At 69.3% G+C, this 21,254-nt stretch carries 22 protein-coding genes and 1 pseudogene; 13 read left to right on the top strand and 10 right to left on the bottom strand.

What is annotated here, in order from left to right; genetic code table 11:
* From U1T56_RS17950 to U1T56_RS17930, 5 genes and pseudogenes are all read left to right on the top strand, one after another.
* Positions 1 to 199, top strand: a pseudogene (locus U1T56_RS17950) (hypothetical protein); the annotation flags it as partial.
* Positions 200 to 409: 210 nt separating this feature from the next.
* On the top strand, positions 410 to 955 hold the full coding sequence (locus U1T56_RS17945; RefSeq protein WP_418160867.1) for a chemotaxis protein CheW: 546 nt from the start codon (positions 410 to 412) through the stop codon (positions 953 to 955).
* A gap of 127 nt (positions 956 to 1,082) precedes the next feature.
* Positions 1,083 to 2,153 carry a protein-glutamate methylesterase/protein-glutamine glutaminase gene (locus U1T56_RS17940; RefSeq protein WP_418160866.1) on the top strand — a complete coding sequence of 357 codons (1,071 nt, stop codon included), beginning with the start codon at positions 1,083 to 1,085 and terminating at the stop codon, positions 2,151 to 2,153.
* Positions 2,154 to 2,209: 56 nt separating this feature from the next.
* Positions 2,210 to 4,021, top strand: coding sequence for a coiled-coil domain-containing protein (locus U1T56_RS17935; RefSeq protein ID WP_418160865.1), 1,812 nt, complete (start codon positions 2,210 to 2,212; stop codon positions 4,019 to 4,021).
* Positions 4,022 to 4,308: 287 nt separating this feature from the next.
* Positions 4,309 to 4,773, top strand: coding sequence for a hypothetical protein (locus U1T56_RS17930; protein WP_418160864.1), 465 nt, complete (start codon positions 4,309 to 4,311; stop codon positions 4,771 to 4,773).
* 31 nt (positions 4,774 to 4,804) lie between these two features.
* Here U1T56_RS17930 and U1T56_RS17925 read toward each other — a convergent pair whose 3' ends face one another.
* Positions 4,805 to 5,392 carry a Ros/MucR family transcriptional regulator gene (locus U1T56_RS17925; RefSeq protein WP_418160863.1) on the bottom strand — a complete coding sequence of 196 codons (588 nt, stop codon included), beginning with the start codon at positions 5,390 to 5,392 and terminating at the stop codon, positions 4,805 to 4,807.
* Between the two features lie 284 nt (positions 5,393 to 5,676).
* Positions 5,677 to 6,393 carry a hypothetical protein gene (locus tag U1T56_RS17920; protein ID WP_418160862.1) on the bottom strand — a complete coding sequence of 239 codons (717 nt, stop codon included), beginning with the start codon at positions 6,391 to 6,393 and terminating at the stop codon, positions 5,677 to 5,679.
* Between the two features lie 80 nt (positions 6,394 to 6,473).
* Between U1T56_RS17920 and fliI the strand changes: the two genes are divergently transcribed.
* Entirely contained in the window at positions 6,474 to 7,838 is a 1,365-nt protein-coding gene (gene fliI, locus U1T56_RS17915) for a flagellar protein export ATPase FliI (protein ID WP_418160861.1), read from the top strand.
* Positions 7,839 to 7,843: 5 nt separating this feature from the next.
* On the opposite strand, the gene U1T56_RS17910 is transcribed toward fliI, so the two are convergent.
* From U1T56_RS17910 to flgF, 5 genes are all read right to left on the bottom strand, one after another.
* Positions 7,844 to 8,281, bottom strand: coding sequence for a hypothetical protein (locus U1T56_RS17910; protein ID WP_418160860.1), 438 nt, complete (start codon positions 8,279 to 8,281; stop codon positions 7,844 to 7,846).
* 51 nt (positions 8,282 to 8,332) lie between these two features.
* A complete protein-coding gene (gene flgH / locus U1T56_RS17905; RefSeq protein ID WP_418160859.1) occupies positions 8,333 to 9,103 on the bottom strand; it encodes a flagellar basal body L-ring protein FlgH in 771 nt (256 codons plus the stop codon).
* Positions 9,100 to 9,705: a flagellar basal body P-ring formation chaperone FlgA gene (gene flgA, locus U1T56_RS17900; protein WP_418160858.1), complete on the bottom strand. Its 606-nt coding sequence runs from the start codon at positions 9,703 to 9,705 to the stop codon at positions 9,100 to 9,102. Before flgA ends, flgH begins: the two co-directional genes overlap by 4 nt.
* Positions 9,706 to 9,773: 68 nt before the next feature.
* Positions 9,774 to 10,568, bottom strand: coding sequence for a flagellar basal-body rod protein FlgG (flgG, locus tag U1T56_RS17895; RefSeq protein WP_418160857.1), 795 nt, complete (start codon positions 10,566 to 10,568; stop codon positions 9,774 to 9,776).
* A gap of 34 nt (positions 10,569 to 10,602) precedes the next feature.
* Complete coding sequence (gene flgF, locus U1T56_RS17890; RefSeq protein WP_418160856.1) at positions 10,603 to 11,310, bottom strand: flagellar basal-body rod protein FlgF; 708 nt, start codon at positions 11,308 to 11,310, stop codon at positions 10,603 to 10,605.
* A 239-nt stretch (positions 11,311 to 11,549) separates the two neighbouring features.
* Here flgF and U1T56_RS17885 point away from each other — a divergent pair, with 239 nt between their 5' ends.
* From U1T56_RS17885 to U1T56_RS17870, 4 genes are read left to right on the top strand one after another with little or no spacing between them, the layout of a single operon-like run.
* Positions 11,550 to 11,888, top strand: coding sequence for a flagellar biosynthesis regulator FlaF (locus tag U1T56_RS17885; RefSeq protein WP_418160855.1), 339 nt, complete (start codon positions 11,550 to 11,552; stop codon positions 11,886 to 11,888).
* Between the two features lie 22 nt (positions 11,889 to 11,910).
* Positions 11,911 to 12,366 (top strand): flagellar biosynthesis repressor FlbT, encoded by a 456-nt coding sequence (locus U1T56_RS17880; RefSeq protein WP_418160854.1) that lies wholly within the window; start codon positions 11,911 to 11,913, stop codon positions 12,364 to 12,366.
* A gap of 33 nt (positions 12,367 to 12,399) precedes the next feature.
* Complete coding sequence (locus U1T56_RS17875; RefSeq protein WP_418160853.1) at positions 12,400 to 13,998, top strand: DUF1217 domain-containing protein; 1,599 nt, start codon at positions 12,400 to 12,402, stop codon at positions 13,996 to 13,998.
* Between the two features lie 6 nt (positions 13,999 to 14,004).
* Positions 14,005 to 14,901 carry a lysozyme family protein gene (locus tag U1T56_RS17870; protein ID WP_418160852.1) on the top strand — a complete coding sequence of 299 codons (897 nt, stop codon included), beginning with the start codon at positions 14,005 to 14,007 and terminating at the stop codon, positions 14,899 to 14,901.
* Between the two features lie 12 nt (positions 14,902 to 14,913).
* On the opposite strand, the gene U1T56_RS17865 is transcribed toward U1T56_RS17870, so the two are convergent.
* The 3 genes from U1T56_RS17865 to U1T56_RS17855 are packed head-to-tail and all read right to left on the bottom strand — an operon-like array spanning position 14,914 to position 16,869.
* Complete coding sequence (locus U1T56_RS17865; protein WP_418160851.1) at positions 14,914 to 15,378, bottom strand: hypothetical protein; 465 nt, start codon at positions 15,376 to 15,378, stop codon at positions 14,914 to 14,916.
* The gene (locus U1T56_RS17860; RefSeq protein ID WP_418160850.1) at positions 15,368 to 15,709 is read right to left on the bottom strand and encodes a rod-binding protein; all 342 of its coding nucleotides are present in this window, start codon (positions 15,707 to 15,709) and stop codon (positions 15,368 to 15,370) included. Before U1T56_RS17860 ends, U1T56_RS17865 begins: the two co-directional genes overlap by 11 nt.
* On the bottom strand, positions 15,706 to 16,869 hold the full coding sequence (locus U1T56_RS17855) for a flagellar basal body P-ring protein FlgI (RefSeq protein WP_418160849.1): 1,164 nt from the start codon (positions 16,867 to 16,869) through the stop codon (positions 15,706 to 15,708). Before U1T56_RS17855 ends, U1T56_RS17860 begins: the two co-directional genes overlap by 4 nt.
* A 205-nt stretch (positions 16,870 to 17,074) precedes the next feature.
* Between U1T56_RS17855 and U1T56_RS17850 the strand changes: the two genes are divergently transcribed.
* From U1T56_RS17850 to U1T56_RS17840, 3 genes are read left to right on the top strand one after another with little or no spacing between them, the layout of a single operon-like run.
* Complete coding sequence (locus U1T56_RS17850) at positions 17,075 to 19,246, top strand: flagellar biosynthesis protein FlhA (RefSeq protein ID WP_418160848.1); 2,172 nt, start codon at positions 17,075 to 17,077, stop codon at positions 19,244 to 19,246.
* A gap of 13 nt (positions 19,247 to 19,259) precedes the next feature.
* Positions 19,260 to 20,090 carry a flagellar biosynthetic protein FliR gene (locus U1T56_RS17845; RefSeq protein ID WP_418160847.1) on the top strand — a complete coding sequence of 277 codons (831 nt, stop codon included), beginning with the start codon at positions 19,260 to 19,262 and terminating at the stop codon, positions 20,088 to 20,090.
* A 7-nt stretch (positions 20,091 to 20,097) separates the two neighbouring features.
* The gene (locus U1T56_RS17840) at positions 20,098 to 21,198 is read left to right on the top strand and encodes an EscU/YscU/HrcU family type III secretion system export apparatus switch protein (RefSeq protein WP_418160846.1); all 1,101 of its coding nucleotides are present in this window, start codon (positions 20,098 to 20,100) and stop codon (positions 21,196 to 21,198) included.
* Positions 21,199 to 21,254 lie beyond the last annotated feature (56 nt).

Raw genomic sequence — 21,254 nt, 5'->3', positions numbered from 1 at the left:
CTACTTCCGGCTCGGCGAGGCGGCTGCGGGCGCGGCGGTGGCGCCCGAGCCGGCCAGGGAACCGCTGCCGCAGCGGCACCCCGAGCGGAGCGCGGGCGAGCCGCCGGCGGCGCGGGCGGGCGAGCCGCACGGGGTCGTGCTCGATCTCGCCGGCGGCGCGGAGAGCGAGGACTACCGCTTCGAGCGGATCAGTGCCTGACGATGCGGACACGACCGGCCGGCGCGCCGATCGCCGCAGAGGCGTTCGGCAGGATGACCATCGCTGTGGAGAGGAGCAGGCTCCCGATGCCCTCGTGGCGCAACGGTGGGACATCCCGTGCCGGTGGCGGCACGAGGATGTCGAGCCTGGCCCCGGTCCTGCCGGTCCCGTGACCGATCTCGATCCATGCCACTTCGGGTGAATCAGCAGATGAGCGACGAGCTTCTCGAGCTTGGAGGCGACGTGCTGCCGGGTGTTGGCGACGATCCGACGCTGGCGGCGAGCGGGGACGGCGAGCCCGAGCAGTACCTGGCCTTCGCCCTCGCCGGCGAGACCTTCGCCGTGCCGGTGCGCCACGTGCGCGAGGTCCTGGACCTGCGGAAGACCGCGCGCATCGCCAATGCGCCGCCCTTGCTCCTCGGCATGATCGACGTGCGCGGGCAGGGCATTCCGGTGATCGATCTCGCCCGCAAGCTGGCCTTGCCGGCGAGCGGGCACAGCGAGCACACGCGCATCCTGGTGCTGGAGGTCGGGCCGTCGGGCCGGCAGCTCGTGATCGCGGCCATCGTTGACGCGGTGCACGAGGTCACCCAGCTCGCCGAGGCTGCGATCGAGCCGCCGCCTTCGTTCGGCGAGCCGTGGGACGCGAGCTTCATGAAGGGGCTCGGCCGGCGCCAGGGAGCATTCGTGACACTTCTCGATCTCGAACGCCTCTTCCGCCGCGACGAGCTCGAGCTCGTCGCGGCCGCGCGTTGAGCCATGACCATTGTCTTCCGCGAGCCCGCGCCTTTCGACCATCCCGCGGGCGAAGGGCTGGCCCGGCCCGGTGCGGACGGGCGTCCTCTGCGCGCCAGCATCCACGATCGCCTGTGAGGGATCGCCCGTGAAGCCCCTGCGTGTCCTGATCGTCGACGACTCGGCCACCGTGCGGCAGGCGCTCGCCGCCATCGTCGAGGCCGAGCCCGACCTCGAGGTGATGGGCGTGGCTTCCAACCCCTACTTCGCCGCCGAGAAGATCCGCGGCGAGATCCCCGATGTCATCGTCTGCGACATCGAGATGCCGCGGATGGACGGGATCACCTTCGTCCACAAGATCATGAGCCAGAGGCCGATTCCGGTCGTGATCTGTTCCTCCCTGGCGCAGGCGGGCTCCGAGACCGCGACCCGGGCGCTCGAGGCCGGAGCGGTCGAGATCATCGCGAAGCCGAGCCAGCTCGCCGGCCGGGCATTCTTCGAAGAGGCGCGCACGATCATCTGCGACGCGATCCGCGCCGCCGCCCGCGCCCGCCTCAAGCCGCGCCCGCCGGTCCAGCTCGGGGCGCAGAAGAAGCTCACCGCCGACGCGGTGCTGCCGCCGCCGGTCGGCCGGCCACTGGAGCGGACCACCGAGCGGATCGTGGTGATCGGCGCTTCCACCGGCGGCACGGAGGCCTTGCGCCAGGTGCTCGAGGCGCTGCCGTCGGACGCGCCCGGCATCGCCATCGTCCAGCACATGCCGGCGGGCTTCACCGCCGCGTTCGCGCGCCGGCTGGATCAGCTCTGCCGGATCGACGTCAAAGAGGCCGAGAATGGCGACCGCCTCGTGCCGGGCCTGGCGCTGATCGCCCCCGGTAACCGGCATCTTCTCCTGCACCGGAACGGCGCGCAGTATACGGTCGAGGTCCGCGACGGGCCCTTGGTCTCGCGGCATCGTCCTTCGGTCGACGTGCTGTTCCGCTCCGCGGCTCGTGCCGCCGGCAAGAATGCGCTGGGAATCATCATGACCGGGATGGGTGACGACGGTGCGCACGGCCTTCTGGAGATGCGCGCGGCCGGGGCCTCGACGCTCGGCCAAGACGAGGCGAGCTGCGTGGTCTACGGCATGCCCAAGGAGGCCATGAAGCTGGGTGCCGTGCAGCAGGAGCTGCCGCTCCAGCGCCTGGCGCAGGAGATCGTGCGCTTCAATCGGGAATGATGGCCCGGCTTCTGGCTCATCGCGACCGACACCGGCGCTCACCAGGACGAGATCCCATGCAATACCATCCTCACCGGGCAGTGCTGCGGCAGGGCCATGCTCCCGTGCTGCGCTCCCAGACGGCCCACCTCGTCCGCCTCCGCTCGCACCTGCAGCATCTGCAGAGCTGGCAGGAGGAGAGCGGGCACGCCTTCGTCAGTCTCGGCCAATCGCTCCAGGAGCTGCACCGGCGGCTGCAGGAGGCGCGCAACATCATGACCGATGTGGTGCACGCCATCCTGGACGACTCCACCCGGACCATCCACCAGGCGTTCGAGGAGCTGGCGCAGCTCGCGAGCGCCCTCGGCAAGCTCGACGCGCAGCGCCGTACGTGCGCCGCGCGCCTGGCCGAGCACATCCAGCAGGCGAGCAATCCCTGCTCGGACCTCGAAGGGACCCTCTATCTTCTCGGCCAGCTCGTCACGTTGGGGCAGATCAACGCTGCGACGATCGATGGCGAGAGCCAGGATTTCGAGGAGTTCATCGAAGAGATGGGGCGGTTCATCGAGGTCGGTCGCACGACCGCGGCCGATCTCCGCGACCGGCTCCGGCATCTGGGCGCTCTCGTCGGCAGCGCTTGGGCCGAGGAGCATCGCTTGGCCGCGAGCCAGCACGAGACTCTGGCCGTGATCGCCGGCCGCCTGCGCGACATGGCGAGCCGGATCCGCCTCCATCAGGAGGAAGCCCAAGGCTGGGCCGAGGACTCCCGACAGCAGTTCGGGACCTTCCAGCGGCAGATCGCCGACATGGTGATGGGGCTGCAGTTCCACGACATCGCCCGCCAGCGGCTCGAGCACGTCGCGGCCGGTGTCGACCGGCTGTGCCGTCTCCTCGCCGATGGCCGCCTCGAGGACGAGGGCGAGAGCCTGCCGCCCGAGCGCGTCATGCGCGCGGTGCAGACGATCGGCCGCCTCGAGGCGGCGCAGCTCGAGTATGTCGCCGTCGAGACCGCGGCCGAGATGAGCAAGATCGCCCAGACCGTGACGGACCTGGCCGCGACCGCGCGGCACACCGAGCAACGGTTCGATGCGCTGGCCAGCGGTCGCCGCGATGCGTCTCGGCAGGAGCCACTGCTCGCGGCGCTCGATCTCGAGGCCAGCGCCGTCGCACGCCTCCTGCGCGAGCAGAGCGGCAATCGCGAGCGCATGCTCGCGGGCCTCGCCGAGAGCGTGGAGCACGTGCGCGCCATCGCCGGCATGGTCGAACGGCTGAAGCGGCTGCAGGACGACATCCGGATCGCCGGGCTCAACGCCACGATCAAGAGCACCAATCTGGGGCCGAGCGGCGACGCGCTGCAGACGATCGCACGCCAGATGTCGTCGCACTCGGTCGAGATCCGCCAGGCTTCTCTGGTGCTTCTCGAGCGTGGCGTGGAAATGGAGGCGACCGCCGGCACGCTGGCGGGCGACATCCTCGAGCCTGCGGGCCGGCTCGCCGGCGAGCTGAGCTCCCGTCTCGCCGCCACGGTCGAGCGGCTGCGGATCAAGGAGCAGGAGATCGGCGCCGCCAATGCGCAGGTACGACGCCTGCTGCGTGAGATCGCGTCCACGCTGGCGCTCGATACCGGCTTTGTGGAGCTGCGGGAGCGTGGTCAGGCCCTCATGCGTGCCGCCGCCGCCGAGCTCGATGCCATCGCCGCCGAGCTCGGCCCCTGCCTCGACACGGCCCCCTGGCCGGAGCTCGATGCGATCCTGCGCAGCCGCTACACGATGCAGCGCGAGCGCGAGGTCCACGCTCGGGCCAGCGGCGAGGCGCTGTCGGGCTCACCCGAGCCCGCGACCGAGGAGGCGGCCATCGCGGTCGACGATCTCGACGACGTCCTGTTCTGACGCACGCTCACTGTCCGTCTCCGGTGGCCGGGGATGTTGCCGGAGGGATGTGGAGTATCTCGGATCTCAATCTTTCAAAACTTTAATGTTATTCGGAAAATATTTCATATCAACTCGAAGTAATCTGGACCCTTTGTGCGACGTTGATGTCGCTTGCTTGTTGCCTGTAGGTTGGGATATTCCCGGAAAGCGAGAAAACACGCCCAAGTTGCAGCATTCCTCGATCTATAAGGCCGACAATGGCTCCAAGCCGTCACATCGCGCGTCAAATCGTTGGTGCGGCACGCATGGCATCGGTCGACGCGGCCTGTCCGCAGGCCTGCTCGGTCGTCGTCAGGGCGACCGTGCCGGCCACGGACACGCTCTGGTCCAAGCAGGCGGTCGAGGATGCCCTCGAGGAGATCGCCTCGCTGCTGGAAGGCGAGAAGGATCAGGAGCTCGTGATCTGCGGCGTCGGTGAGGACGGTGACATCCGCCTCGATCTCGACGAGATCGAGGCGCACGCGAACCTGCGGGATCACCGCTCATGGCTCAGGACCGGCTTTCCTCCGCCGCCCAAGCGGCAGGAGGTCGTCCTCAATCTCATGATCGAGGGCAGCCGGAACGAGGTGCAGCAAGCCGTTGCGGAGCTGTTGCGCGAGCTCGGCCAATGGGTGGTGATCAAGCTCGTGACGATGAACTGGAGCCAGGCCGCCGCCGCGGTGCCGAGCTGGACGTGCGAGGACAGCCGCCGCGCGCTCGATCTCGGCTGACCCTCGTGGCCCGATGGCGGCGAGCCGGGCCTCACGCCGCCCGCGTGTCGCCGCCTCTCTTCCGCCGCTTGTCGCGGCCGACGCCGAAGTTCGTGGCGAGCGCATATTCGCGCTTCTCGTCGGAATAGTTCGGCGCCACCATCGGGTAGTCGTCGGGCAGCTCCCAATATTGCCGGTAGGCCTCGGGCGACATGCCGTAGCGGCTCCTGATGTGGCGCTTCAGCATCTTGCGCTTCACGCCGTCGAACAGGCAGACGATGTAGTCCGGGAACACGCTCCGATCCCGGGGAACCGCCGGCTCGCGGCCCTCCTCGCGGGCGGTCCGCAGGCGACCGCCATCCGTGCCGGATGCCGCGGCCGTCTCGTCCGCGGCCGGGTGCCGGGACGCCTTGCCCTCGAGCCGCTCCTGGCCGGGAAGCGCGGATGTCTCGCGGATGGCGGGTCCATTGGTCGCAGCTCGCGCGACCGCATCGGCGGCGATCCGGCACAGCGTGTCGTAGACCTGCTGGATGAGGCCGGGCAAAGCCTCGGGCGGCACGTGATTGTTCGAGACTTCGGCGATCACGATGTCGCGTGTCATGCCAAGCGGCACATTCGGGTCGATCTGGGGGATCGACATGCCTTCTCCAATCCTATTGTCTTGTCTGCACCGGCCGTCGCTGCGCAGCTGTTTCCACGTCTTGTGCCGGGGCGGTACGCAAAAGGTCTGCGTCGCACGATTCTGCGACCAAAGGTCCGGGGTGTCAAGTTCGGTTCAAGGATTCCCTTCGACCCGCTACCATACGAAGCCGTATTGCTCGCAGCATGCTGCGGAATTCGATTCGGATAAGTCCTATGTTATGCTCGGATGGAAGGATCGCGGCCGGCGCATCTGCCAGCGACGGGCATCGTCGCGGTGCCGGATCACGCCGGCGGATTCTGCTGCTCCCAGAACTGTCGGAACAGATCGGCCAGACGCTCGCCGATCGCCTCCTCGAGCGTGAACGAGGCGCAGCCCTCGAAGGTCTGCGCCTCTGCGGGGGGGCGCACGGCGAGCGTGGGAGACGAAGCGAGAAGCGTCACGATCACCTGCAGATCCTCCGGCATCACCTCCTTGAGGAAGGCCTCGATGTAGGTGGCGGCCGCCTCCGGGTCGGCTTCCGGATCGGGCAGCAGCTCGGTGCCCGCATCGCGCGCGAGCCGCCACAGGAACGCCTCGTCGAGCCGCACGGCGAACAGCTCCCAGGAAGCCTGCGCCTGTGGATCCTCCTTCAGCGCGCGCACGCGATCCTCGGCCGGCGCCGTCGCCTGCCCGCGGGTCACCTGGGCCTGCAGGCTGTTCATCCGGCCGGCGATCTCGTCGCGCAGCGCCTCGCGGATCAGCACGAAGGCGGTCTCGCCCAGGGAACCCCGCTCCTCGATCAGAGGCCGGGACATGAGGGACGGCTGGGACTGCAGCACCGCCGCGATCGCCACGTCCCGCCGTGGCGCCGTCTGCTCGGCCGCCTTGGCGGCGATGTCGTACCAGGCGTCGAGCGTGAGCAGTTCCCCGGCGCGCAGGCGGGTGCGGGCCATCGCCTTGAAGGTCTCGAGGGCCTCGTCCAGGAGCTGATTCCAAGTGAGCTGCAATCCGGTCCTCATCGCACGGTCTCCTCTGCTCGGCTCGAGCAGATGCTTCGAATGAACGCGCAGCTTGGCCGCATCGGCGGCGGGATGATGGCATGACCCGTAAGGAGAGCCCGAGCTCGTTTGCGCAGGCCCGCGCCGCGCTCGAGGACATCGAGCCCATGGAACGCTGGGGCGAGGTCGCGGGTGCTTTGGGCCTGCTGATCGAAGTCGCGGGGCTGCCGCGGCAGGCGGTGGTCGGCGATGCGGTCCGCATCGGCACGGCGCACCGGCCCGTGCTCGGCGAGATCGTGGGCTTTCGTCGGGCCAGCGCGCTCGTGATGCCGTTCGGCAGCACGGAGGGCATCGGACCGGGCGCTAGGGTCGAGACGGCCGGCCGCACCGTCGTCCGCCCCTCCGAGGGCTGGCTCGGGCGCGTCGTCGACGCGCTGGGCCGTCCCATCGACGGGCACGGGCCCCTGCCCCAGGGCCCCATACGCCAGCCTACCCGCGGCGACGGCCCCAATGCCTATGCCCGCCGCCGCGTCGGCCGCAAGCTCGCGACCGGCATCAAGGCGCTCGACGTGTTCGCGCCCCTCTGCCGCGGGCAGCGGCTCGGCATCTTCGCGGGCTCCGGCGTCGGCAAGTCGACCCTCATGGCCATGCTGGCGCGCTGGGCCGATGCCGACGTCATCGTCATCGGCCTCGTCGGCGAGCGCGGGCGCGAGGTGCAGGAGTTCGTCCAGCACGAGCTCGGCCCCGAGGGCATGGCGCGGAGCGTTATCGTCGTCGCCACCTCGAACGAGCCGCCGCTGATGCGGCGCGAGGCCGCCTACACGACGCTCGCGGTTGCCGAATGGTTCCGCGACCGCGGCCGGCACGTGCTGCTGCTCATGGACAGCGTGACACGGTTCGCCATGGCGCAGCGCGAAATCGGGCTCGCCGCCGGCGAGCCGCCGACGACCAAGGGCTACGTGCCGAGCTGCTTCTCCGAGATGGCGCGGCTGCTCGAGCGCGCCGGCCCCGGCGAGACCGCGCGCGACCAGGGCGACATTACGGCAATCTTCACCGTGCTCGTCGACGGCGGCGACCACGACGAGCCCGTCGCCGACGCGGTGCGCGGCATCCTCGACGGCCATGTCGTGCTCGAGCGCGCCATCGCCGAGCGCGGCCGCTATCCTGCGGTCAATGTGCTGAAGTCGATCTCGCGCACGCTGCCGCACTGCCACGATGCGGAGGAGAACCGGCTGCTGACCGAGGCCCGGCGCGTGCTCGCCCGCTACGAGGAGATGGGCGACCTCGTGCGGATCGGCGCCTACAAGCGCGGCGGCGATCCCGCGACCGATCGGGCGATCGCGCTCGGTCCGCAGCTCGACGCCTTCATCGGCCAGCCGCGCGACGGCCGCGAGGCGCCGCAAGCGGCATTCGCCGAACTCGCTCGGATTCTGGGCCATGAGGCACCGCGCCGGCAGGATGGCTGAGGATTTCAGCTCGCGCGCGTGAACAGAGCCTGCGTGATCAGCACGTCCGTAGGCGCCCCTTCCTTGAGCGTGTCGATCGCGGCCTGCAGAAGCTGCTTCTTCAGCAGCTCGGGATCGACCGTGCCGTTCTCGAAATGGCCGCGCTGGGCGAGACCGTACATGGTCCTGATCCAGGCGTCCATGATCTTGGGAAGCCAAGGCTGCGCGCTCTTCGCGATGTCGGGCGTGGGGAACTCGAGCGACGCCTTCACCATGACGTAGCCTGCGAACCGGCCCCGGCTCACGACCGGGATCACGATGTCGCTCACGGGCAGGAAGCCCGGCATTTGTTGCGCTGCCTCACCTTCGGCGGGTGCCTCCTCGGAGGTCCTGGCGGAGGCGGGGGCGGCGGGGCCCAGGATCATGGCGAGGATAGCCGCGACGAGCATGCCATGGGCGCGCATGATGATCCACCTTCTGGCTTGGGGAGATAGGGATCGGCGTCGGTTCACCGTTCAGAATGGCAGCACCATGTCCAGCACCTGCTGCCCGTAGCGCGGCTGCTGAACGTCGGTGAGCTGGCCGCGCCCGCCATAGGCGATGCGTGCCTCGGCGATCTTGTCGTAGGTCACCGTGTTCTCGGCCGTGATGTCCTGCGGCCGGACGACGCCCGCGATCTGGAGCTCGCGCAGCTCGTAGTTCACGCGGACCTGCTGGCTGCCGTTGATGACGAAGTTGCCGTTGGGCAGGATCGCGGCGATGATGGCGGCCATCTTCACCTGGACCTGCTCGGAGCGCTGCGCGCTGCCGGTGCCCTTGCTCGAGGTGCCGGAGCTGAGGTCGACGAGGCTGCTCGGGTCGACGGGCGTGCCGTTGCTGCCGCCGTTGGGCAGGACCTTGGCGAGGCGCTTCTCCAGGCCGAAGAAGCTCGACGCACCCATCGACTCGCTGCTGTTCCGGTCCCGGCTGGTCTGATTCTTGAACTGCGCCTGCTCGTTCATGTTGATGAGCACGGTGAGGATATCGCCGACCCGCGACGCGCGGTTGTCGTTGAAGAAGTTCTGCGAGCCCATCTGCCAGAGCGAGCCCGGCTGCGTGGGCAGGGCCGGCGGTGGAGAAGGGGTGGGTAGACGGCGCACGACATCGGCCGCGGCGAGGCGGCTGGTCTCCTCCGATGCTCCCACGGGTGTGAGGGTGGGGGGCTTGCCCAGATGGTCGAGCCGGTCGCAGCCGGCCGCCGCGAGGAGCACGAGCCCCAGGAGCGGGGCTGCGCAGGATCGCCTCATGACCGGCCTCCGCTCACGTCGACCAGGCCTCGCTCCACGACGATGCCGCTCGTGACCATGCGGCTGTCCACGTTCTGCACCCGCACCGACTGCCCGATCTCGCCGGCATCGAGCGCCTTGGCCTTCGCGCGCACCGTCACGCGCTCGGTTCCGGCCACGATGGTGACGAGCTGGCCGCGCTCGACCGCGGGCACGAGCTTGAGGTCGCGGGCGAGGATCGGCCGGCCGGGATCGAGCCGGCGGCGCGCTGCGTGGCCCTCGACCTGCGCCTCGTCGGTCACGGTCTCGCGGTGCGCCGTGAGCAGGTCGAGATCCATGATGCCGAGATCGGCCGCCGTCACGAGAGCGCCCTGCGGGATCGGCCGGATGGGAGTGGGCACCTCGGCGAGAAGCCGCACGCGGCCGGTCACCTCCCGCCCGCTGCCGTCCTTGATGCTCGCCGTGACGGTGCGCTCGCGCGGGTTCCAGCGCAGATCGGCGACCTCGCTGTCGGCCGGGACCGCCTCGGTCCAGTCCACGATATAGCGCCCCTGTCCGGCGCCGATGCCGACGAGCGCTTCGAGGCGCCTCTCGACCGACGAGAGCGGCTCGGCTCGGGCCATCGTCGACCCGAGAATCGCGGCCAGCGCCAGCAGCGGCCATGCCGGAAGTCGGAGACGGTGCACGGGGCTCACCGCATGTTGCTCATGGTGCCCAGCATCTCGTCCGCCGCCTGGATCACCTTCGAGTTCATCTCGTAGCCGCGCTGGGCGGTGATCAGGCTCGTGATCTCCTCGATCACGTTGACGTTCGAGCTCTCGCTGTAGCCCTGCAGCACCGTGCCGAAGCCGGCCTCCGTGTTGCCCGGGGTGCCCATCACCGGCTCGCCCGAGGCCTCGGTGGGGTAGGCGAGATTGCCGCCGGCCTGGCGCAGGCCGTTCTCGTTGACGAAGAGGGCCATGTCGAGCTGGCCCAGGAGCTGCGGCTGGCTCTCGTTGCCGATGAAGGCATAGACCTCGCCGTTCTGCGAGATGGTGACATCGGTCGCGTTGTCCGGGATCACGATGCCGGGCGAGACGGTGTAGCCCTGCGCGGTCACGATCTCGCCCGTGGCCGACCGCGAGAAGTTGCCGTCGCGGGTATAGGCGGGCTGGTCCTGGCCCGGGATGTTCACGACGAAGAAGCCGCGACCCTGGATGGCGAGGTCGAGCTGGTTGTCGGTCTTGACGAGCGAGCCCTGGGTGTAGATGCGCGAGATCCCGGCCGTGCGCACGCCGAGCCCGATCTGCACGCCCGCCGGGCTCAGGGTCTCGGTGTTGCGGGTGGCGCCGCCGACCCGCTGCTCGGACTGGTAGAGCAGGTCCTGGAACTCGGCCCGCGCACGTTTGTACGCGGTCGTGTTCATGTTGGCGATGTTGTCGGCGATCACCTCGACGTTGGTCTGCTGGGCCAGCATGCCGGTCGCGGCGGTGTTGAGGGCGCGCATGGGTTTCCTCGAAGATGTGAAGGGGGGCCTCGGGTCAGACGCGGACGGCGCGCTCGACGAGCTTCCTGATGCGCTCGTCCTCGCCGTCGAGGAGGCGCTGCACCCGCTCGTAGCCGCGCTGCACTTCCATCATGTCGACGAGCTCCGTGATGGGCTGGACGTTCGCCTGCTCGAGGGCTCCCTGCTGCAGGGTCGCATCCGTGGCCGGCACCGGGGCGCCGCTGCCGGAGAACAGGCCGTCGGCCTCGCGCTGCAGGTCCGAAGGAATGGCGAACAGACCGATCTGACCGACCTCCTCGCCGTCGGCCGTCACCGTCCCATCGCTCGCGATCGTGATCTCCCGTGCCTGCTCCGGAATCTGGATCGTGCCTCCGCCGGCAGCGGTGACGGCATGGCCGGACAGATCGGCGAGCGTGCCGTCGGCCGCGCGCGTCATCCTGCCGTCGCGCGTGAGCCGCGAGCCTTGCGGGGTCTGCACCGCGAGCAGCGCGTCGCCGACCACGGCGACATCGAGCGGATTGCCGGTGACCGTGATCGGGCCGGGGCGGAGATCGGTGTAGCTGCCGCGGTCGAGTGGGTAGGCGACATCGGTGTCGCCCACCGGCTGGTCGAGACGCTGCACGATCTGCGCCTCGAGCTTGAAGCCGGTCGTGTTCGCATTGGCGATATTGTTCGCCACGACGTCCATGCGCCGTCGTAGCGCTACCTGGGCGGCCAGCGCCAAGCTGATGCTGCTTTCCATGGAGCGGGGATTTTCGTCGCTGACGGTCGCCTATGGAGGATTCGGTGTCGGGCTTCTGCCGTCGAGTCCGATGCGCCATGTCCTTTTCTCTCGTATAGGAATCGGATATGAAGAGGGCTCCGTCAAGGAGTTTGGGGCGTGCGACGCTGCGGCAATTCGTTTTCCATTGAACTTGAGCAAAGACCTGCAGATAACGGTCTCACGAATTTCAATGAGGCCCTGGAAAGGGACCGTTGCCGATGACCAATCCCTATGCTGCCGTGATCGAGCAGTGCGAGACGCCGCGTGAGACCGAGGCACGGTTGCTCCGCGACGTGGCTCGACGCCTCGAGGCCGCCGACGCAGCGGGCGACCCGGTAGCGCTCGCCGATGCCGTGTTCCGGGTGCGGCAGCTCTGGACCACGTTCGCCGTCGATCTCGTGCACGAGGGCAACGCGCTCCCGGACCAGCTCAAGGCGAACCTGCTCGGGATCGCCGGCTTCATCGATCGTTCGTGCAGCGAGATCCTCGCCGGCGACCGTCGGACGGTCGCCACGATCGTCGAGATCAACCGTAACATCGCCGCCGGCCTCGCCTGAGCGGCCTTTGGGAGGTCAAGGGATGCCCCTTCATCTGAAGCTGCGCCGCGGCGAGAAGCTCCTCGTCAACGGTGCCGTGCTCGAGATCGGCCAGCGTCACGGCGAGCTCGTCATCCACAACCACATCAACTGCCTGCGCGGCAGTGATCTCCTGCAGCAGGAGGACGCGACGACGCCGACCCGGCGCGTCTACTTCCAGGTGCAGATGATGATCGTCGATCCCGAAGGTCGGGACCTCTACAAGACCCGGTTCGAGGAGCTCGTCGGCCAGCTCGAGCAGGCGTTCATCAACCCCGAGATCCTGAACCGGCTGGCCAAGGTTCGTGTCGAGGTGGCCGAGGGCCGCTACTATCGCGGGCTCGCCCTGCTCCGCGCCGTCCTCAAGTACGAGGACATGCTGTTCGCCGCCGCGAGGCTGCGCGCCGCCCGCGAGGAGGAGCGCCACGCCTACCAGCGGCTGGCCGCCAACGCGGCCTGAGCCGGTTCACGGTCCGCTGAGGGGAGGCATTCCATGCTCGTCCGGCCCCAGGCCTCCTCGCCGATGATCGCGACCGGCCTCACGGGTCTCGGTGCCTGGAGGGTCTTGACGCGCAACCTCGACCAGCGGCTCGAGAAGTTCGCGAAGGAGCCCGTGATCGCGCGCGAGATCGCGTATTTCCGCGACAGGATCGGCTCCGTGCGCACGGCCGACGATCTCGTGAAGGACCAGCGCCTCTACGAGTTCGCGATCACGGCCTACGATCTCGAGGGTCAGGAGAACGCGCAAGGGCTCATGAAGCGCGTGCTGGCGTCGGATCTTTCGGATTCCCGCTCGCCCGCGAACCGGATGAGCGACGATAGGTACCGCGCCATCACGCGCGACTTCGCCTTCGCGGGCGGTACCAGCGACGACCAGAAGAAGATCGACAAGGTCGTCCGGGCCTATCTCCGCGCCGAGTACGAGGCCCGGCACGACACCAGGCTGCCGACGATCACGACCGACCAGCAGGACGAGGAGCTCGCAGCGCTCGCGAAGGAGCCCGCCGTCGCCGCCGAGATCGCCTACTTCAAGACCGCGATCACTTCGGTCGCGAGCACGCAGGAGGTGGCGAAGGACGCGCGCCTCGTGGCCTTCGCCCGCAAGGCCGCGGGCTTCACCGACAGGACCGACTACGGGGCCGATTTCATCCAGCGCGTGCTCGACGACGAGAGCGTGCGCAAGTCCTTGGGCGACACGCGCTGGGATAGGTTCGCGGGCTTCTTCGCCGATGCCCGCGCCGGCCGCAAGCTGCGCTCGGACGGCATCGCCGCGCGGATCGACGAGGTGGTGAATCGCTGGATCGAGGCGAGCTTCAGCCTCGAGACCGGACGGCAGGTGAGCGAGCCGGTCTCGGACCGGCTCAAGGCCGATCTCGACGCTTATGCCCAGCGCAGCGACGTGAAGGCGGCGGTCGAGGAGTTCCGCACGGAGATCGCCGACGTCACGAGCAGCGCCGGCCTCGTGGCGAAGCCGCGCGCCTACAATTTCGTGCTCCGCGCCTACGGACTCGAGGCTTACAAGAAGAACGTCGATCTCGTGCTGCGGACGCTGAACGAGCCCGCCACCAGCCGCACCTCGCCCGCGGCGCAGGACAAGCGTTTCAAGGACATGGCCGAGGGCCTGTCCTTCATCGGCCGCTCGAGCCTGCCGGCCACGAGCGACAAGAGCTTCGTCGACGACGTCGTCAAGCGCTATGTGCGTGTCCAGTTCGAGCGGGCGATCGGCGAGGTCGACATCACCATGCGCCATGCGCTCTACGCGCAGCGTGTCCTGCCCAAGGTGACCTCTCCCTATCAGATCACGGGCGACATGGCTCTGCGCCAGTTCGTGTTTCCGGCGGTGGGCCTGCCGGTGGCCACCTCGCAGGACATCGACCGTCTCGCCGACACGGTGAAGCGCAAGGTCGCGATGGACAAGCTCGGCGATGCCGTCTACCTCGACAAGCTGACCCGCCGCTTCTTCACCCAGTCCGCCGGCGCCACGTCGGCCGGTCCCTCCGCGGCTTCCGCAGCGCTCGCCTTGTTCTCGGGCGGCACCGCCGACGGCGGCTCCATCGGCATCGATCTTCTCCTGCAGCTGCAGTCGCGCTGAAAGCCGATGACGTCGCGTGCCGCTGCCCTCGCCGCGGCGGTTCTGGCGCTCCTGCCGGCCGCGGCCGCAGCGGCGCCCGCCGTCGTCCCGTCGGCCTGCACACGCGCGATTCTGGCGGCCGATGCCGGCCTGCCGCCCGGCATGCTCATGGCGATCGGCTTCACCGAGGCCGGCCGGCGGGTCGAGGGTGGTGCCACGATCTGGCCCTGGACCGTCAACATCGCCGGCGAGGGCCACTTCTTCGCGAGCAAGGCCGAGGCCATCGAGTTCGTGCGCCGGCAGCAGGCGCTCGGGCGGCAGTCCATGGACGTGGGCTGCATGCAGATCAACCTGCGCTGGCATCCCGGCGCCTTCGCCAATCTCGAGGAAGCGTTCGACCCGGCCCGGAACGTGGCTTACGCCGCGCGCTTCCTGCGCGAGCTGCGTGGTGCTGCCGCCGAGCCGGGGATGGCCGGCTGGATGCGGGCCGTGGGCCTCTACCACAGCGCGCTCGAGGAGCATGCCGGACCCTATCGCGCCCAGGTCGGCCGCTACTGGCAGGATCTCGCGGATCCGATCGTGCTGGCCTCGCTCGGCAGCGGCAGCGCTGCCGCACCGCTGCCGGCGGCCCGTCCAGCCAATCCGAACGATCCGTTCGGCCTCGAGCTCGTCGCCTACTGGGCAACGCCGTTCGGGGCCGCGATCGGTCCCAAAGACGAAGCACGGCCCGTGCTCGACATGGCTGTCCGCCCGCCTTTCGACACGGCCGCCGCGCCGGCGACGGCGGATGCCGGCGGGCCGCCTGCGCCCAAGCGGCCCGCGGCCCCTTCCTACATCAAGCGCTTCTCGCCGCCGCCCCGGATCGTCGAGCCGCCCGCGAGACCCGAGCGGCGCAAGGGCCTCCTGCTGCAGCAGCAGCGCTGAGCCGGTCCGGCCTCAGACCGATCGCGGCTGGAACAGATGGCCCTCGCCGGGCAGGCGCGCCGGTCCGTAGCCCAGGTCCTCGGCTGCGAGCAGCCTGGCAGCGCTCTCGAAGATCCGCCGCACCGCCTCGGTCGCGGCCCGCAAGCCCGCCTCGTTGCGTGCGAGCGCCGCGCGCAAGGTCGCGTTCGCGGCCGCTGCCTGCTGCTGCCGCTCCGGCGTCAGGATCGCCGCGAGCACGTCGCCCGGCATGTCCGCGACCGCCGCCCGGAGTGCCTCGTTCTGCGCTTCGAGCGCCATGCCCAGTGCCAGCTTCTTCTCGTAGCAGGCCTCGAGCTCGGCGCTGCGGCCCGCAAGGGCTGCTGCCGTCTCCCGGTCGAGCACCTCGACGAGCCGTGCCATGTCGGCCTCGAGCGCATCGAGCCGGGCGAGGAGCGGATGGAGCGCTGCAGCGCTGGTGTCGTTCGGCTCAGTCGTCATGCTTCGTTCCACTTCCTTGGGATGTCGCCGGGAGACGAGGCTGGCCGTTCGCCGTCGCGGCCTGAAGCTCGCGCTCGATCTGGACGGCGAGCCCGATCCCGCCGTTGTTGGCGATGGCCTTGCCGTATTCCTGCGCCAGGAGGTCCTGCCACTGGCCTTCCGCGCTGCCGCCGCCCAGCGTGCCGCCGTCGTGAATGCCCTGGAACATGAGCTGGACGAACTGGCCCAGCAGCACGCCCTCGAGCTCGCGCGCCTTGGCGGCGATGCGCGGGTCGGCCGGCTTCTGGGGTGCTGCGGGCCGAGGGCTCGGCAGCTTCGTGATGTCGGTCATTGGATGACGAGCTCCGCCTGGAGCGCGCCGGCGTTCTTGATCGCCTGCAGGATCGCGATCAGATCGCGCGGGCCGACGGCGAGCGCGTTCAGGCTGTCGACCAGCTCCTTCAGCGTGGCGCCCGAGGGCACCATCGCGAGCTGCTTGCCGGAACCGGTGTCGACCTTCACCTGCGTGCGCGGCACCACCACGGTCTGCCCGTTGCTGAGCGGGCCCGGCTGCGACACTTGCGGATTCTCCTGCACGACCACGGTGAGGTTGCCGTGCGCCACCGCCACCGTGCTGATCCGCACGTCCTGCCCGATCACGATGGTGCCGGTCTTGTCGTCGATCACCACCTGCGCCGGCGTGTCGGGCTCGACCGTGAGGTTCTCGATCCGGGCGATCAGGTTCGCGACCGCGTCCGGCCCCTTGGCCTTGACCGCGACCTCGACCGTCCCGCTGTCGACCATGGTGGCGACCCTGTCGCCCAGCGCCTGGTTGATCACCCGTGCCACCTCGGCAGCCGTCGTGAAGTCGGGATTGCGGAGTGCGATGCGCATCGACTGCAGCTCCTTGAGCTCGAACGGCACCTCGAGCTCGACGATGGCGCCGCCCGGAATGCGGCCCGAGGTCGGCACGCCGACCGTGATCTTCGCGGCCTCGCCCTCCACACCGAAGCCGCTGCTGGCGATGGGGCCCTGCGCCAGCGCATAGACCTGGCCGTTGGCGCCGCGCAGAGGTGTCGGCAGGAGCTGGCCGCCCAGGAGGCTCTTCGCGTCGCCGATGGTCGAGACGTTGACGTCGATCCGGCTACCCTGACGCCGGAACGGCGGCAGGCTCGCCGTCACCATTACGGCCGCCGTGTTCTTGGTGCGGATCGCCTGGTCGCGGACGTTCACGCCCAGCCGCTCCAGCATGCCGACGAGGCTCTGCTGCGTGAACGGCGAGGAGCGCAAATTGTCGCCGGTACCGTTCAGGCCGGTCACGAGCCCGTAGCCGATCAGCATGTTCTCGCGCACGCCCTGGAACTCGGCGATGTCCTTGATCCGCGCCGGGGCGGCCTCGACCACGGGGGCTGCGAGGCAGAAGGCGAGGAGCACTGCGGCGGCGAGCCGGCTCGGGCGCGCATGCTGCCACGCTCGGGAGCGCCGGTGCCGGACTCTGTCGGGTCTTGCCATGCTTGCACGTTTTCCGGGGCGGCTGGAGCGAAACCATATGGCCTATGGATATATAACACGAATACTGCCCGATTCGCAGCCGATCCACCGAGGATCTCCAGCTGCGACACAATGGATTCCTTAGAGCGCTCTGTAGATTTTTCCTTGCGAACCGCTCCGGTCGGTGGTCGATTCGGGTTGCGGAAACCCGAGAGCTTCTGAATCCATGGTCAAGAACTCGCTCGCCCTGCCGTCCGCAGCGGGAGCGCCGCTGTCGGTGATGCTCGTGAAGGCGTTCGCCTTCCTGGCTGCGCACCGGGACATCGCCTTCGCGCTCGGCATCGTGCTGATGATGGTGATCCTGGTGGTGCCGATGCCGCCGGCCGCTCTCGATTTCGGCCTGGCGCTGTCGTTCACCTTCTCCGTCCTGATCCTCATGGTCCCTCTGTGGATCGAGCGGCCGCTCGAGTTCTCGGTGTTCCCGACCGTGCTCCTGCTCGCGACCATGCTGCGCCTGGCGCTCAACGTGGTCTCGGCGCGGCTGATCCTCACGCACGGCCACGAGGGCACCCATGCCGCGGGCGGGGTCATCGCCGCCTTCGGCAAGTTCGTGATGGGCGGTCAGCCGCTGATCGGCGCCATCGTCTTCGTCATCCTCCTGATCGTGAACTTCCTCGTCATCACCAAGGGCAGCACGCGCATCGCCGAGGTGTCGGCGCGGTTCACGCTCGATGCCATGCCCGGCAAGCAGATGGCGATCGACGCCGATCTCGCGGCCGGCGCCATCGACGATGCCGAGGCGCGCCGCCGCCGCCAGGAGCTGCAGGAGGAGAGCAGCTTCATGGGCGCCATGGACGGTGCTTCCAAGTTCGTGAAGGGCGACGCGATCGCCGGCCTCCTCATCACCATCATCAACTTCGTGGGCGGCACCACGATCGGCGTGGCGCTCCACGACAAGGGCTTCGGCGAGGCGGCGCTCACTTACGGCCTCCTCACCGTTGGCGACGGGCTGATCACCCAGATCCCGGCCCTCCTCGTCTCGTTCGCGGCCGGCATGCTGGTCGCCAAGGGCAATGCCGGCAGCGGCCGCACCGAGCGGCTGTTCGCGAGCCAGCTCGGCCGCAGCCCGCAGGCCCTGGGCGTGGCCGCCGGCCTCATGGGCGCGGTCTCGCTCCTGCCGGGCCTGCCGTTCGCTCCTTTCGCGCTGTTCGCGGCGATCTTGGGCTCGCTCGCCTGGTTCCTGCCGAAGCTCGCGGCGGAGACGAAGCGGGAGGCGGAGAAACCCGCCGCCACCGCGACGGACGGCCAGGAGACGCTGGCGCAGGCGCTGCAGATCGATCCCCTGCGCATCGATCTCGAGACCGGGCTCGCGGCCGCCTTCGCCTCGAAGCCCGCCGACGATGCCGACCCCCTGGCGCCGGGCGGCGTGCAGCTCATGTCGAACGATCTCGTCTCGCGCATCCTGAAGCTCAGGAACGGCTTCATGAAGGAGACGGGCTTCGTCATTCCGGAGGTCAGGATCCGCGACAGCGCGCTCCTCGAGCGCAGCTCCTATGCCATCTACGTGCGCAACAATCTCGCGGCCAAGGGCAAGCTCCATCCCGATCGGGTCCTCGTCGTCGACGTCGATCCCAAGACCTGCCCGCTTCCCGGCGAGGACTGCCGTGATCCCGCCTTCAACCTCCCCGCCCGCTGGATCGACCGGAAGCAGAAGGAGGAGGCGATCGCGCGCGGGCTCACGGTCGTCACCCCGGTCCAGGTGCTCATGACCCACTTCATGGAGGTCGTGCGCGAGCACGTGGGCCAGCTCCTGGGCTATGCCGAGCTGCAGAAGCTCCTGGAGACGCTCGACAAGGATCACCGCACGCTCTGGGGCGAGATCTGCCCGAGTCGGGTGCCGCCCGTGACCGTGCAGCGCGTGCTACAGAACCTCCTGATCGAGAACGTCTCGATCCGCGACATGGGCCTGATCGTCGAAGCGATCGCCGAGGGTGTCGAGCGCACGCGCGACCCCGACCAGCTCACCGAGCAGGTGCGCCGCCGCCTGGCCTGGCAGATCTGCACGGCCCTGAAAGGGCCCGACGGCATGATCCCGGCTCTCGTGCCCAGCGATCGGAACGAGCAGATGCTGGGCGAGGGCCTGCGCATCGAGGGCGATCAGATCCGTTCCGTCCACAAGCCCAGCGACATCGCGACCTTCATCACCGCCCTCGAGCAGGCCGTGCGCGCGAGCCGCGGCGGCGCCACGCCGGTCCTGATCGTGACCCCGGTGGCCCGCCGCTTCGTGCGCCAGATCGTCACCCGCTCCTCGGCCGACCCGACGGTGGCGCGCATGGCGATCCTCAGCACCGAGGAGATCCACCCCAAGGCCCGCCTCAAGATCGTGGGCCGGGTATAGGGGCGAGCGCTTGGTGCAGGACCTCGCTCTCGTCCTCGGGCCCGCCGCGGCGGATGCCCTGTCCCGCACGGCCGACACCGTGCTGCCGAGCGAACTCGCCCGCGATTTCCTCCTCGTCTACGCCCGGCTCGGCACGGCGACGATGCTCCTGCCGGGCCTGGGCGAGCTCTGGGTCCCGGCACGCGTCCGTCTGATCCTGGGCCTGGCACTCTCGTTCGTCGTCCTGCCGGCGCTCCTGGACCACCTGCCGCCTCTGCCGGGTAGCGCTGCCGAAGCTGCAGCCCAGATCGGGCTCGAGGTCCTGATCGGTGGCTTCTTGGGCTTCTGTATCCGGGCCACCACTGCTTCGATGGCGGTCGCGGGCTCGCTCGTCGCCAGCCAGTCGGGGCTCGCCAACGCGCTCACACCCGGCATCGTCAGCCCGGATGCGACCACGACGCTCGCGAGCTTCCTGGGCCTCGCGGCGATCGCGTTCCTGGTCAACACCGGCCTCGATCACATGATCCTGCACGGCGTGGTGGAGAGCTACGCGGTGCTGCCGCCGCCCGGCAGGATTCCCACCCTGCCGCCCGTGGACCAGCTCGTGCAGACCGTGATGCGCATCGTGGCCGACGGCTTCGCGCTGGGGTTGTGGGTGTCCTTTCCCTTCCTCGTCGCCATGTTGCTGCTCAATCTGGGCCTCGGGCTCGCCAACCGGTTCATGCCCTCGCTTCAGGTCTATTTTCTCGCCACGCCCGTGGCGATCCTCCTCGTGCTGGGCCTGCTGGCATGGGCAGCGCCCGCCATGCTGCAGGCGCTCGGCGCAGCGCTCGAGACCACCTTGACCCGGCTCGGCGGAGGCTGAGATCGGCATGGCCGAGGAGGGCGCCCCGCGCGACGAGCGCACCGAGGAAGCCACCCCGCACCGGCTCGAGGAGGCGCGGCGTCGGGGCAACGTGCCGTTCTCGCGCGAGCCGGCCCAGGTCCTGATCCTGCTCGCGGCCTTGGTCTGGGCCGGCTGGATCCTGCCTGACGCCGGTCCGCGCTTTCTCGTGCGGCTTGCGGAGCTTCTGGATCGTGCGGGCGAGATCGACCTCGACGGTAGCGCTGCGGCGATGCGCCTGCTCCTCGACCCCGGCTTCGCGGCGCTCGGCCTTTTGGCTCCGTTCCTCGTCCTGACCGTCCTTGCCCCCTGGCTCTCGGCCTTCGCCCAGCGCAGCGTGGTGCTCACGGGCGAGAAGCTGGCGCCCGATCTCGCCCGCCTCGACCCGCTCGCCGGCCTGAAGCGTCTGGCCTCGGCCCGCAACCTGGTCGAGTTCGCGAAGAGCACGCTGAAGGTGGCTGCGGCCGCTGCGGTCGTCGTCCTCGTGCTGCGCCGCGAGGTCGGCGCCATCTTGCAGACGGGCACCGCACCGCCGGCCGAGGCGCTGGCCCTTCTGGTACGGCTCGTCGTGCGGGTCCTCGCGGCCGTCCTGGGCCTTTCCGTCGTGATCGGTGCTATCGACGTGCTCTGGCAGCATCTCTCGTGGCGCCGCAGCCTGATGATGACGCGCCAGGAGCTCAAGGACGAGCTCAAGTCCACGGAAGGCAACCCCGAGATCAAGGCCCGGCTGCGCCAGCTCCAGCGCGAGCGCTCCCGGCGGCGGATGCTCGCGGACGTGCCGAGAGCCGCCGTCGTCGTTACGAACCCGACCCACTTCGCGGTCGCGCTCGGCTACGATGCGCAGAAGGAGCCGGTGCCGCGCGTGCTCGCCAAGGGCAAGGATGCGATGGCGCTGAAGATCCGCAGGATCGCCGAGGACGCGAAGGTGCCGGTGGTGGAGGACCCGCCGGTCGCCCGGATGCTCCACGCCTCGCTCGAGATCGGCGACATCATCCGGCCCGAACACTACAAGGCGGTCGCCAGCATCATCGGCTTCGTGCTCGGCCGCCGCCGACGCGACGGAAGCGCACGCGCTCAGTCGAATCCTTGACGATCGCCAATCCTTGAAGGATTCCGGTTGTGTAATCTTCGCAATGGGAATCCTTG

It is taken from the genome of Benzoatithermus flavus, from assembly GCF_037908215.1.
GTDB lineage: Bacteria > Pseudomonadota > Alphaproteobacteria > Geminicoccales > Geminicoccaceae > Benzoatithermus > Benzoatithermus flavus.
Note: the sequence above shows the minus strand (reverse complement) of the source record. Positions and strands in the feature narration are given on the sequence as shown.